Origin of the sequence: Enterococcus pallens ATCC BAA-351, from assembly GCF_000407485.1 — a bacterium.
Classification (GTDB): Bacteria; Bacillota; Bacilli; order Lactobacillales; family Enterococcaceae; genus Enterococcus_A; species Enterococcus_A pallens.
On the sequence record NZ_ASWD01000008.1, the window covers coordinates 47,432 to 60,315 of the forward strand.

The following is a 12,884-nucleotide window of genomic DNA, read 5'->3' on the forward strand; positions in this document are numbered from 1 at the left end:
CGTATCTGCCGGCTTTCTTTGTGCTCAGATTCTTAGTTAAGGCTATTTCCGCCTATTCCGCTTCCGGTTCTTTTTCTTGCTGGTGTTCTTGCGCAGCGCTTTTTCCAGCTCAAGATTCCGCTTTTTTTTCTTTTTTTTGCCAGTTGCAGTCAAGTCTTTCCAGCTGGGCATCCGATCCGTTGGGACTTTGCCGGCTTTTTTCTTCTTCGTATCATTCGAAGCTTGTGTCTGCTCTGACTGATTAACGGGCGGAGCTGACTGAGCCTCAGTATCTGCGTCTGCTTTATCACCATCGTTTGGCACGGCCTTTTTAGCTGGCTGTTCGGTTAATTGTTCGCCTGCTTCTTCCGCCGTGTCTTCTTCATTGCGAATGTCGAAGTTGCGGGTGCGTTCATCAGGGGCGAAGTCCAGCCAAACCACTTGGGTGAATTGACGAAGACCATCCTTTTGGAAAACGGTTAAATTTCCTAAAATATCTAAAAGAGTCCGATGTTCTTCAGGTGAACGCAGACACACTACGTTACTTAAGCTCCAGGTGTGCATTTTGTTGGTTTCATCTAAGAAGCCGGCCTTCAATTTTTGTCTGCTGTCGACGGGTTGCTCCCCAGAAATTAGTGCAGGGCGCAAGGGTTCTATCTGTAAACGCGCTTGTTGCGTCAGCTCGTTGAATTCTTGTTGGTTTTTGTATAGGCGGTTGATGACAGTTTGCCATTCTTTATCAGTGGTAAAATAATCTTGGAAGTAGATGCATAAATGACGAACGGAGGCTGGAACTTCGCCAGTTAGGAATAAGTCGCGCACTTGTTTTTTTGCGACAAAGGATAGATCAAGAGGACTAAATGCATTGCGTACCATGATGGCTACACAAAATTGAATGAAAAACGCAGTATTTTTGGTTTCCGATAAAAAAGCTTCTAAGCGGCTGGAAAGAGTCTCGCGTTTTTTTAGGGTGAAGACCTGTCTTTTTCCGAAGGGATGGGCTGATTTGTCCATAAGTGATTTCGCTGTCATTTTTTTACATCTCCTTGTAGTTGTTTAATTTTTCTTTTTACTAATTGTTGGGTGTTTGATTGAATAATTCATTCAAGTATTTGAAAGGAAGCGTTTTACCGATCAATTTGTTTAAAGAATACCGTAAAAGGGCGTACTTTTCAACGATTTATTTTTTGTTTTATAATTGGTTTATTTTGAAATAAATGTAAAGGTATTTAGCTTTAGTAAACTGTTTTACTCAATTAGATGCTAGCTTTTAACTCGCTAAAACCTTACTAGCGCAAGAGATTGAAAAATCTTTTAATAAAGTGATATGTTATTTAAGAAAATGTAATTGCGAAGTTTTGCGATGAAAAATCGTTTCATATAAAGTCCTTTTTTTCTATTTTAGCGGAAAAAAATGAGCAATTTTTTTTTAGGAAATGGGGAAAAATTATGGGAGGAAGACGAATATAAAAAAAGTTCTTTGATTTATTTAAAAAAATTATAATTTTGCGTAAAAACCCAGCTGGATGAACCAGCTGGGTAGGATTATTTCTATTGTTCACGCAATAGTTCACCTAAAGCAGGCATGTCGTGAACTTGGTATTTTTCTTTAAAGGCTTGAATTTCTTCTGTTGAGAATTTCTCAGGATCCAGCTGTAATTCTTCTACTGGTAATGGACGAGCATTCTCGATTTTTACATCAATCACTACTGGACGTTTGCTGTTTTTAGCAGCATCAAAGGCAGGTTGTAATTGACTGTATTCAGTAATAGTGAAGCCGTCAGCTCCCATGGCTTCAGCAGCCTTACCAAAGTCAGCGCCACCTAGGAAAACGCCAAATTTCTTTTGTTCAGTGTCTTCCTGCTCTGCTTCAATGAAACCAAATGATTCATTGGAGAAGACCACGTTAATGATTGGCAATTCATATTTTACTTGAGTCATAATGTCTTGCATCACCATAGCAAAGCCGCCATCGCCACTAAAAGTAAAGACTTGGCGTTCAGGATAGCTTAATTGAGCAGCAATCCCGCCTGGTACACCATTTCCCATCGTTGCAAACCATCCTGAAGTAGTATGCAATTGTTTGCCATTCATTTCTAAATGACGGATGGCATGGATCGTGGTGTTGCCGACATCTGTAACGAAGATAGCATCTTCTTCAGCAATGCGGTTGATTTCTTTAAAGACTGGTTCTGGACGTAATGGAGAGCGATTATCGTCATAAAAGCTCTTACGCCAGTTATGCCAGTTTTGAATATTGGTTTGATTGGCTTTTAGCCAGTGATCAGCTGGACGTGCTTGACCTAATTCCACCATTCGGCGCAAGGCTGTATTAGCATCACCTAAAATGGCAACATCTGTATGGTGGCGACGACCCAACTTGCTCATATCGATATCCACTTGGATAAACTTCGCTTCTGGGTTGAAGAAGTAAGCCGCAAATGGGAAATCGCTGCCGACGAAAACAATCAAATCGGCTACAGCTAGAGCTTCATTGGCAGGTTTGGTTGCTACCCGTGCAGCAAATCCCAAGAAGTTTTCGTAGGTATCAGGAATAATTCCTTTGGCTAAAACAGCTGCAGCAACTGGCATAGAGAAGTGTTCCGCAAAGGCTTTGATTTCTTCAAAACCGCCACGAGTTCCTTGACCTACGTAAAGAACCGGTTGTTTAGCTGCTTCAATTAAAGGAATTGCTGCTTGTAAATCTTCTTCAGCAGGCATAATTACTCCTTTACGATGATTCTTCGCTGTTGCAATTTCTTGTTCTTCAATATCCTCGAAGCCAAAATCAACGGGAATAGTTACTACGGCTACCCCTTTATGCTCGTAAGCCGCTTTAATCGCTTCATCCACTAAATGGGGCAGGCTTTCTGGTGTCATAGCAGTCCGGTTGTAGATGCTGACATCAGCGAACATTGGATTTTCATTTAATTCTTGGAAAGAATTGTAGTTCATGGCGGTTGAAGCAACTTGCCCCAACAAAGCAACAACTGGCACATGATCCATTTGAGCATCATATAAACCATTGATTAAATGGCTTGCTCCGGGACCAGCTGAACCGAATACGGCACCAACCTTACCTGTTAATTTTGCATCCGCTGCCGCCGCTAGTGCACCGACTTCTTCGTGGCGGACTTGAACATATTTAACACTTTCTCGTTCTTTGTATAAAGCATCCATCGTTGAGTTGAAGGAACCTCCAGGGATTCCGTAAATATGATCGACGCCCCAAGCTTCGAACACTTTGACCATTGCAATAGCAGCATTAATTTTTGTCATGTTTCTCACTCGCTTTCATAATAACTAACAACCCAAGTATAACGCTTTTACCAAAACCAACCAAAGAATGTGTTTCGCAGAAGCCTGGATTTGAGGGCTTGTTTATCTTGTGATAAACTGAAAGTGTGTAAAAACGCTTTAGGAGGTTATTATGACGGAATGGTTGTTGTCGCTGGCTGCTTGGCAGCAGGCACTTGTTGGGACACTATTTACTTGGGGAATGACTGCTTTGGGAGCAGCCATGGTTTTTTTCTTTAAAAATATTAATCGCAACGTCTTAAATACGATGCTGGGCTTTGCTTCAGGTGTCATGATTGCCGCCAGTTTTTGGTCTTTGCTGGATCCGGCGATTGAAGCGGCAGAGGAGAATGGTTCGATTCCTTGGCTTGTGGTGAGTATCGGCTTTGGATTAGGCGGACTTTTTTTATACATTGCCGATAAAACGATTCCACACATGCATTTTGGGCCGAACAAAGAAAAAGAAGGCTTGCCTAGCCATTTGAAACGGACGATTCTATTAGTATTTTCGATTACCTTACATAATATTCCAGAAGGATTAGCGGTGGGGGTTGCCTTTGGGGCTGCAAATGAGGCAGCGAATCCAACTGCTGCAGTTTTAGCTGCTATTTCGGTTTCCTTAGGAATTGGGATTCAAAACTTTCCAGAAGGTGCGGCCGTCTCTATCCCGCTGCGGCAGGAGGGGCTCAGCCGTTGGAAGTCCTTTGTCTATGGTCAGGCTTCTGGAATTGTAGAACCGATTGCTGCGGTAATTGGCGCACTCCTAGTGATGCGGGTTCAACCTTTGCTGCCTTATGCGCTGGCTTTTGCGGCAGGAGCAATGATCTATGTTGTTATTGAAGAGCTGATTCCAGAGGCGCAAGCAACCACCGACAGCAAGCATCATTTCGGAGTCTTCGGTGCAATGTCTGGTTTTATTATTATGATGATCTTGGATGTAGCTTTAGGATAAATGGCCGTAGTATCTACTTTAGAAATGTTCCTATTTGTGAAGAATAACAAAGCTTAAATCGGATTCGCTTCTTAAGAAAATCGGCTGTTTCTTAATGTTTATCGGATAATTTCTTGAAAATGTTCATCTTTTCTTGCAATTGCCGACTACAAGTGTTATGCTAACGCTTGTAATACTTTTGATATGTGACTATTTGTTTATCTATAATTTCTTGATACAACACTTCTTTCTACACATCATTTTTTATTACAAAATAAACACACTTGATGTGTATTTGGAGGTACTTAATATGAATAACGGTACAGTAAAATGGTTTAACGCAGACAAAGGTTTTGGATTTATCACTGGTGAAGATGGAAATGACGTATTTGCTCACTTTTCAGCTATCCAAGGCGACGGCTTCAAAACTTTAGAAGAAGGCCAAGCAGTTTCTTTCGACGTAGAAGAAGGACAACGCGGACCTCAAGCAACTAACATCGTTAAAGCGTAATTACATTTAACATTCGAGAGTATAGGCAGATTGCTTATACTCTTTTTTTGTCTGCAAATACGGTCTGGCAGCAGGGAATAAAACGGCTTCTTTATTTAGAAGATGTGAATAATAAATGAGATGCGTTATAATCTATATAATAAGATGTGACAGGAAACAATTCTCTTTCTAAAAGAAATACGACATTATTTGCTATACATAATCAATATAATGGTTCCTGATACTTTATACATAAATCTTCAGATAGTTGTTGTATCTGTGCAAGGCAAAACTACTTCTACTATAGATGGGAGCAAGGGTGCGTGAAAACATTATTGTCAAATTCAGCAAATCGCCAGGTTCTAATTATTGAGCAGCTTAAGTATTCCGATGACTGGGTATCTGTGAAGAGTATCGTAGAAAGCATTGATGCCACTCCGAAAACAATCATTAGAGATTGTGAAGATATTGAAGACCGCTGGGGACATATTGTTAGTATTCAAAGAGATGGTTCTTCTGCGCTACATTTATCGGAAAAGAAAGGACATTCAGTAGCAGAAATTTTTTCCGAAATGATCCAGGAATCAGTAGCTTTTCAGCTGCTGGAGCAAATCATTTTTTATCCTGGGAAAAGCCGTTCCCAGCTGCAAAAGGAACTGTTTATCAGTTCCGCCAATTTGTATCGTCAGATTATCAAAATGAATGAGATTTTGGCGGCCTTTGGTGTCTACATTGATCGGACAAACGTCTGTCTGTCAGGAAAAAATGAGGTGCAAATCCGGATCTTTTTGGCTCTTTATTTTTCTGAAGCCTATGATTACAACAGCTGGCCTTTTCCGACCATTGATCGCGGGCAGGTAGAGCAGCTGGTCGAGAAAATGACGTCTATTTATCCGCAGGAGCTGAGTCTGCCATTTCTGGTAGGGGCAACTATTTTAAGGCAGCGCCAAGGCTTTGTAGTCTCTGAGGAGCAGATGAAAAAGAAGGATCACCACTTAGATGTTTATCATTTTTTCCTGCTGAATTTGCAGGAGCTGCTTCCGGAGTTGGTTGAAAAAGAGTTGTATTTGGATTTTGCCAGTACGATTTTGTGGCGGGATTTTTCTTGGGATAACCGCGAAGAAGAGCGGAGGATTGACCGGCTGTGCACGGCCTCCATTCAATTGATTGCAGAGGTTTTAGCTTTAAAAAATTCAGCAGAAAATTTGCAGAAGTGTATTTATGTACTCAAAAGCTTTTACTGTCTGCATAAAACGTACCCTTACAAAAATTACCTGATATACAATCGCTGCTGGAGTGCCAGTAAAACCATTCGCAATCGTTTTGCGGTTTTTAATAAAGTCTTGGAAAAAAATCTTAAGGATCTGGAAAAGGCAACCAATATTCCTTGGTATTCTGCCTATTTTGTTTCCATTCTTTTTGAATTGTTTATTGCCTGGGAAAATCTCCCTCAGCAGCTGTATGCATTACGGCAGCCGGTTTCAGTAGAGGTAGCCAGCAATCGCGGTGTGGATCACGCCCACTTGCTGAGGTATTGTGTAGAACGAAGCTTGAACGATAAAGTGCTGGTAAATATCAATCCTACATTGATAAAGTGTGATCCAAGTGAGGGGCAGCAAATTAATTTTGATCTCTGTGTAACCAATTTTTTAGCGAAGAGCGTGCCGAAGGAAAAATTGTTTATCGTGGAAGATATCCCTTCGGCCAAGAATTTGACCTCCCTGCAGGAATTGATCGAGAAGCATCGGATGGAAATGGTTATCGAACAATTAGCGTATTTAGAATCATAACGAAAGGAAGCCCACGCACCTGTTCCTGTTTTTAGGTGAGTGGGCTTCTTAATTTGTAAGGATATGTCGATACCGAGCTGTTAATATCTGCGTTGATTGCTGCGCTTAGTTAACCAGTTAACAATAAAGTAAGCAATTGCTAAAGGAATCCCAATGCGGAATACAAGGGATAAGACACCGGAAATGAGTGGGCCGATAATGTGCAAGGCTAGGCTAGCGACTAGAAAAAAGCCGATGACCATTAAAATACGTACAGGAGTTGAATAAGTTTTCATAAGTTCTTCCTTCTTCCTTTGTGTTCTTGATTATGTACAAAGTATAACAAAGGTTTTTATTGAAAACGTCCAACCTAAGACGTATTTATCAATTGGCTATTAGTAGGAGAAATTTATGGGAAGGAAGCTATCTTAGGAGAAACAAATATGCTAGAGTGTTAATTGAACGAATAAATGATGAGGTGGGAAAGTATGCTAGAGGCAATCATTTTTGATATGGACGGGGTATTAGTAGATTCTGAATATACCTATTTTGAAAGCAAATCGACAATTTTAAAGGAAGCCGGACATCCAGTAGAAGAAAGCTATCATTATCAGTTTATGGGAACAACGGGTGAATACATGTGGCAAAAGATGAAGGAAGAATTCTCTTTGCCCTTAACGGTTGCTGAATATGCAGAGCAAATGACTCAGCTGCGAGAAAAAATGGTAGAAACGGATGGCGTGCGGGCAATTGAGGGAGCTCCAGCCTTAGTGAAACGTCTTCACGAAGCCGGTTTGCCGCTGGGAGTGGCTTCTTCATCAACGTTGAAGGAGATTAAAGCTAATCTGCAGGCTCTAGGAATTGCCGACTGTTTCCAGATTGTCATGAGCAGTGAAGAAGTCCCTCATTCTAAACCAGCTCCTGACGTTTACTTGGAGGTTGCTCGCCGTATGGGGGTAGAGCCAACCAATTGTCTAGGAATTGAAGATACGAAAAATGGCAGTACCGCAGTTCATCGGGCAGGAATGGTTTGTGTAGGTTTCCATAATCCCATCTATCCCAAGCAGGATTTGCAAAAAGCGGATCGAATTGTCGAGAGCTTTGAGGGACTGGATCGGGACACTTTGGAAAAAATTTATCAAGAAGTAAAAGGGGAAAAAGATGCAGGCAATCATTAATCAGCAGGAATTTATTACCGAGGGCGGCTGCAATGCTTGCGGACTGCAAAGCTGCATTACGTACACCTTGCAGTTAGAAAATGAAAAAATGGTCTTATTAGACGAGTATGACAATCCTTCATTGATTACAGCCTTAGCTCTGGAAAATGGCTGGCGGCAGGAGTATGTAACCGTGGGAATTGGTGAGGATGCCCTAGTGTTTAAAAAAGAAGGACAGCAGGTAGCTGTTCAGGAGACCGGCTCGATGATCACCTATCAAAACATAGGACGCAAGTGCACGATTCCGAAGTGTGGGGCAGTTAAGGAAGAAGGGTTCCAACAGGTGAACCAAGTGCTGCAGGACATTTTTTCACTAGAAGCCTATGAATTTTTCGAAGCAGTTAAATAGAAAAGGCCGCAACCTTTGACGAATAATCAAGGGTTGCAGCCTTATTTTTTATTTTTTCAAATCTTCCCAAGTCCAGTCAGTTACATCGACTAAATCTTTCCCTTCAGCTCGAATGTAATCATGGTGGCGTTGCAAAATTTCGTCCATTTCTTCAGAGAAGTCGGCCGCTTTTTCACCGTAAGCTGCATTAGCTGCGGCTTGTGCTAAGTGGAAACGGTCCATTTCACTGTAAACCCGCATATCAAATGGGGTAGTAATGTCGCCATTTTCTCGGTAGCCATGAATATACAAGTTATGATTGTGACGATCAAAGAAGAAGTCGCGAATCATGTTTTCATAGCCGTGGAAAGCAAAGACAATTGGTTTGTCTTTCGTAAATAAATCATCAAATGCTTCATCGCTCAATCCCCGTGGATCGTTATCTGGATGGCGCAGTTTCAAAATATCTACTACGTTGATAAAGCGAATCTTCATTTCAGGATAGTGCTTGTGTAAAATGCTGACAGCAGCTAACGCCTCTAAATTGGGTTCAGTTCCGGCAGCCGCGATCACGATATCCGGTTCATTGTCGCCATCAGTGCTGGCCCAGTCAATAACCTTCAAGCCTTTATCCACTAATTCTTCAGCTTCTTCCACCGAATAGAATTGAGGGCGGGGATGCTTGCTGGAAACGATCAAGTTAATCACTTGTTCTTCCTGCAAAGCTTTATCCATAACAGCCATCAAAGTATTGGCATCAGCTGGCAAATACTCACGGATAAATTCGGGTTTCTTCTCAGCTAAGTGAGATAAGATACCTGGATCTTGGTGAGTGTAGCCATTGTGGTCTTGCTGGAAGACCGTGGATGTTGAAATCAGATTCAAGGATGGATAATGCTTACGCCAAGGTTGATCACTGGCTTTGCGCATCCATTTGAAATGCTGTGTCAGCATGGAATCCACCACCCGCAGGAAGGATTCGTAGCTGGCAAAGAATCCGTGACGGCCAGTTAAGACGTAGCCCTCCAAGAAGCCTTCTGCTTGATGCTCGGATAATTGACCATCAATGACCCGACCAACAGAAGATTGCCATTCGTCTGAGCTGAGCTTAGGCTCCAGCCATTGACGATTGGTTACTTCAAACACTTTATTCAAGCGGTTGGATTTGGTTTCGTCTGGTCCAAAAATTCGGAAGTTGTCAGGATTATTTTTAATAATGTCTCTGGCATGACCGCCGAAAACGATCATATCTTGTGCCGTAACTGCACCTGGATGTGAAGTATCAACAGCCAGTTCACGCCAATCAGGCATATTCAATGGTTTAGGATCAATCCCGCCATTGGTAATCGGGTTGCTGGACATCCGTTTGCTGCCCTTTGGTGAAAGCTCGCGAATCGATTCTATCAAGGTTCCATTTTCATCAAATAGTTCCTCTGGGTGATAAGACTTCAACCAATCAACCAATTTATCTGCGTGTTCCATGTGATCAGCATCCACTGGAATAGGAACTTGGTGTGCTCGGAAGGTTCCTTCAATTTTTTCACCATCCCAAGCTTCAGGACCCGTCCAGCCCTTTGGTGTACGGAAAATGATGACTGGCCATTGCGGCATTGTCGCATCTTCAGCCTTGCCTTGACGAGCTTTGGTTTGAATCGCTTTAATTTCTTCAATTACCTTGTCCAAGGTTTCTGCCATGATTGGGTGAACCTTCTCAGGATCAGTCCCTTCAACAAAGTAAGGCTTCCAGCCCATCCCTTCAAAATATTTCACCAAATCTTCATTGCTCTTACGAGAAAGAATCGTTGGATTGGAAATTTTTCCGCCATTTAAATAAAGGATCGGTAAAACAGCGCCATCGTTTACTGGATTAATGAACACATTAGAGAACCAGCTGCCAGCGAGTGGGCCTGTTTCTGATTCGCCATCACCAACAACAGTTGCGGCAATGACATCTGGATTATCCAAAATCGCTCCAGTTGCGTGAGAGATGGAATAGCCTAATTCGCCGCCTTCATGAATGGAGCCCGGTGTTTCTGGTGCAGCATGAGAAGCGATCCCGCCAGGAAATGAGAACATTTTAAACAGGCGCTTCAAGCCAGCTTCATCTTGGGTAACCTCTGGATAAATTTCAGAGTAGCTGCCATCTAAGTAAGAGTTGGAAACCATTACTTGGCCGCCGTGTCCAGGGCCTTCAATGTAAAACATGTTTAAGTCGTACTTATTAATGACGCGATTTAAATGAGCATAAATAAAGTTTTGACCGGCAATAGTGCCCCAATGTCCGATTGGATGAGATTTAATGTCTTCTTTTTGAATGGAGCGCTTTAATAAAGGATTGTCCTTTAAATAAATTTGAGCGACAGAGATGTAATTGGCAGCACGCCACCAAGCGTTGAGTCGGTCGAGATATTCTTTAGAATCTACGTTTACTGTCATAAGTAAAAGCCCCTTTTTAGTATTTTTTACTATAAATATAGCCACCCTCACTATAGCGCGATCGTAAAAAAATGTAAAATAATCAGTCTCTTGTTACAGCATGCCATAGTTAAATAATGAGACTATTTCACAGATAAAAAGCGAATCCAAAGTACCAAGTTGCATAAAGGGTTGCTAAAAAAGTATATTGAAGAGAGTGGGAACTTTGATTTAGTCAGCTTATCCCCAAGAACATAAAAGGCAAATGAATCAGCAGTGCAGCAGCGATCTCATGTTGCATAAAAAACACTGAATATTGTGGGAACAACGCTGGTGGTAATGTAAGCGATTTTATAATAAATTGTAATTGTGAGAGGGATGACTATGAACCTAGAAAAACGAACAAATCAAATTTTTATGGAACTGATCAACAATCCGCAGCTGACTAGTAAAGCGCTGTGTGAAAAGTTTGATCTTTCCCGCGGACAATTAAATTATGCATTGAAGAAAATTAATGATTCACTGCAGGATGAAAAGCTGGGGGAAATTAAGCGAACCAAAAACGGCCGCTTTATTATTCCAAATGAAACGTTGTCCTATTTTAAAGGTGGTGATGAAACGCTGGGAGAGCATCAGGAAAATTATGTTTTTTCCGGCAAAGAACGCGTTTATTTAATTGAACTGATGCTGTTAAGTAAAGAAGACTATCTCTCGCTGAATCATTTCATTGATGATTTACAGGTGAGCCGCAATACGATTTTGCGAGATTTAAAAGAAACCAACCAGGATGTTGCTCGGCATGATTTAATTTTGAAGTACACCCGACAAAAGGGCTACTTCATTGACGGAGATGAATGGAACAAACGGCAACTGCTGTCGGATGTGCTGGGGCACTTGGCGGAAATGTACAATGGCATTAATTTCATCATTCAGTTTGCTAACCTGGAGGTGGAAATGATTGAAACCTTCCGCAAGCGGGTGGAATTAATTGAACAGGATTTAGAGGTTCGTTTCACGGATGAACGCTTGAAGATTTTGCCGCTGCTGATCATTTTACTGATTCGACGGGCACAAAAGGGCAGATTGATTTCCTACAGCTTCAAGGTTAATTATCGGGAGCTGGCGGATACTAAGGAATACCTGGCAGCTGATCGAGTGGTATGGGATGTGGATGGCTTAAGTGAGAACGAACGAGTTTATCTGACGATGCTGCTCTTAACCACTAACCTTTCCCGAGGCGACATACTTTCTCTAAAGGAAATCAACAAGATGAAGGAAGCCTTGGAGGGAGTCATGGCCAACTTTGAAAAAATTGCCGGTGTGAATTTAGAGGATAAGGAGAAATTACTGGACCGTCTGCTAGTTCATATGCGACCGGCCTATTACCGGATTAAGTATCATTTGAATCTGCAAACTAAGTATTATCAGGAAAATAAAGATGCCAACCTGTTCTCCTTGGTGTATTTGGTTAAGGAAGCGAGCGGCCCGTTGGAGGAATTCTTCGGTCAGGCAATTCCTGATGCAGAACTGTTCTTCATCTCATTGTTTATCGGCAGTCACATTATTGAAAGTACCGAGATTATTCATCCTGAAAATCGAAAAAAAGGAATTATCGTCTGTCCCAATGGCGTATCTATTGCAGTTTTGTTAGAAAATACACTGCGAAATTTACTGCCAGAAATTGATTTTGTAGCTTTGATGTCTGCTCGGGAGTTTTATCAGCAGGATTATGAAGCAGATTTTATTTTCTCAGCGGTTCCATTAAAAACCGAGAAAAAAGTATTCGTAGTCAACAGCTTTTTAACCGAACAGGAGAAAAAGCAGCTGCGGGAACGGGTGCTGCGTTCAACGGCTGCGATTCAGCCAGGAGTAGTTACGCCAGAGAAGGTTTTATCCGTAGTAAAAAAATACGCAACTATTGCCGATGAGGATCAGCTGTATAGTGAATTACTAAATCTATTCACGCCTAAGGAATCCAAAATTTTAACGAAAAAGAAACCGCATCTAATTGATTTGTTAAAAGGCGAAACAATTCAAATTTTTGAAGAACCGACGGAATGGCTGACTGTTTTGGATCAGCTGGCAGTCCCGTTGCAGAAACACAAAGTAATTACTAACAACTATATTGAAGCCTTAAAAAAGGAAATGCCTACCTTGCCAGCTTATACGGTTTTACGTAATCGGATTGTTTTACCCCATACGGTTCCCGAGGCTGGAGCCATTGGTGTGGGAATCAGCTTGGGCATTTTGAAGCATGCACTGATCGCTGATGATGGCAGCCGAATTAAGACTGTGGTGCTGTTAGGATCTAATGACAAGGATGAACACATTGATTTGATTTTTGAACTAATGAGCTTGGCAGGTGCTAAGCAGATTGATCAATTGGAACAAGCAAAAACTGAAAAAGAAGCACGGGAAGCTTTACTAAGCTTCAACGAAGACTATTGGAGGTAATGAA

The 12,884-nt window shown here is 41.7% G+C and carries 10 protein-coding genes; 6 read left to right on the top strand and 4 right to left on the bottom strand.

Annotated features, from left to right (window positions below):
- Positions 1 to 42 precede the first annotated feature (42 nt).
- Both I588_RS25200 and spxB read right to left on the bottom strand, forming a co-directional pair.
- A complete protein-coding gene (locus tag I588_RS25200; protein WP_010758737.1) occupies positions 43 to 1,011 on the bottom strand; it encodes a hypothetical protein in 969 nt (322 codons plus the stop codon).
- Between the two features lie 519 nt (positions 1,012 to 1,530).
- A complete protein-coding gene (gene spxB, locus I588_RS25205) occupies positions 1,531 to 3,258 on the bottom strand; it encodes a pyruvate oxidase (RefSeq protein WP_010758736.1) in 1,728 nt (575 codons plus the stop codon).
- A 151-nt stretch (positions 3,259 to 3,409) separates the two neighbouring features.
- Here spxB and I588_RS25210 point away from each other — a divergent pair, with 151 nt between their 5' ends.
- From I588_RS25210 to I588_RS25220, 3 genes are all read left to right on the top strand, one after another.
- Positions 3,410 to 4,228, top strand: a complete 819-nt coding sequence (locus I588_RS25210) for a ZIP family metal transporter (RefSeq protein ID WP_010758735.1) — start codon at positions 3,410 to 3,412, stop codon at positions 4,226 to 4,228.
- Between the two features lie 289 nt (positions 4,229 to 4,517).
- Positions 4,518 to 4,718 carry a cold-shock protein gene (locus I588_RS25215; RefSeq protein ID WP_010758734.1) on the top strand — a complete coding sequence of 67 codons (201 nt, stop codon included), beginning with the start codon at positions 4,518 to 4,520 and terminating at the stop codon, positions 4,716 to 4,718.
- 302 nt (positions 4,719 to 5,020) lie between these two features.
- Positions 5,021 to 6,487 carry an AcpB/EbpR/MafR family transcriptional regulator gene (locus I588_RS25220; RefSeq protein WP_010758733.1) on the top strand — a complete coding sequence of 489 codons (1,467 nt, stop codon included), beginning with the start codon at positions 5,021 to 5,023 and terminating at the stop codon, positions 6,485 to 6,487.
- Between the two features lie 80 nt (positions 6,488 to 6,567).
- On the opposite strand, the gene I588_RS25225 is transcribed toward I588_RS25220, so the two are convergent.
- On the bottom strand, positions 6,568 to 6,762 hold the full coding sequence (locus I588_RS25225) for a hypothetical protein (protein ID WP_010758732.1): 195 nt from the start codon (positions 6,760 to 6,762) through the stop codon (positions 6,568 to 6,570).
- 192 nt (positions 6,763 to 6,954) lie between these two features.
- Here I588_RS25225 and I588_RS25230 point away from each other — a divergent pair, with 192 nt between their 5' ends.
- Together I588_RS25230 and I588_RS25235 are read left to right on the top strand one after the other, a co-directional pair.
- Positions 6,955 to 7,644, top strand: coding sequence for an HAD family hydrolase (locus I588_RS25230; protein ID WP_010758731.1), 690 nt, complete (start codon positions 6,955 to 6,957; stop codon positions 7,642 to 7,644).
- Entirely contained in the window at positions 7,628 to 8,032 is a 405-nt protein-coding gene (locus tag I588_RS25235; protein WP_010758730.1) for a DUF4809 family protein, read from the top strand. The genes I588_RS25230 and I588_RS25235 overlap by 17 nt, the downstream gene beginning before the upstream one ends.
- Positions 8,033 to 8,080: 48 nt before the next feature.
- Here I588_RS25235 and I588_RS25240 read toward each other — a convergent pair whose 3' ends face one another.
- A complete protein-coding gene (locus I588_RS25240; protein WP_010758729.1) occupies positions 8,081 to 10,447 on the bottom strand; it encodes a phosphoketolase family protein in 2,367 nt (788 codons plus the stop codon).
- Positions 10,448 to 10,810: 363 nt separating this feature from the next.
- Between I588_RS25240 and I588_RS25245 the strand changes: the two genes are divergently transcribed.
- Entirely contained in the window at positions 10,811 to 12,880 is a 2,070-nt protein-coding gene (locus I588_RS25245) for a BglG family transcription antiterminator (protein ID WP_010758728.1), read from the top strand.
- The last annotated feature ends 4 nt before the right edge of the window (positions 12,881 to 12,884 follow it).

Bases quoted from the DNA above. Each gene is read 5' to 3' on its own strand.
- I588_RS25210 (WP_010758735.1), top strand. From the start codon at position 3,410: ATGACGGAATGGTTGTTGTCGCTGGCTGCTTGGCAGCAGGCACTTGTT.
- I588_RS25215 (WP_010758734.1), top strand. From the start codon at position 4,518: ATGAATAACGGTACAGTAAAATGGTTTAACGCAGACAAAGGTTTTGGA.
- I588_RS25230 (WP_010758731.1), top strand. From the start codon at position 6,955: ATGCTAGAGGCAATCATTTTTGATATGGACGGGGTATTAGTAGATTCT.
- I588_RS25240 (WP_010758729.1), bottom strand. From the start codon at position 10,447: ATGACAGTAAACGTAGATTCTAAAGAATATCTCGACCGACTCAACGCT.
- spxB (WP_010758736.1), bottom strand. From the start codon at position 3,258: ATGACAAAAATTAATGCTGCTATTGCAATGGTCAAAGTGTTCGAAGCT.
- I588_RS25245 (WP_010758728.1), top strand. From the start codon at position 10,811: ATGAACCTAGAAAAACGAACAAATCAAATTTTTATGGAACTGATCAAC.
- I588_RS25200 (WP_010758737.1), bottom strand. From the start codon at position 1,011: ATGACAGCGAAATCACTTATGGACAAATCAGCCCATCCCTTCGGAAAA.
- I588_RS25225 (WP_010758732.1), bottom strand. From the start codon at position 6,762: ATGAAAACTTATTCAACTCCTGTACGTATTTTAATGGTCATCGGCTTT.
- I588_RS25235 (WP_010758730.1), top strand. From the start codon at position 7,628: ATGCAGGCAATCATTAATCAGCAGGAATTTATTACCGAGGGCGGCTGC.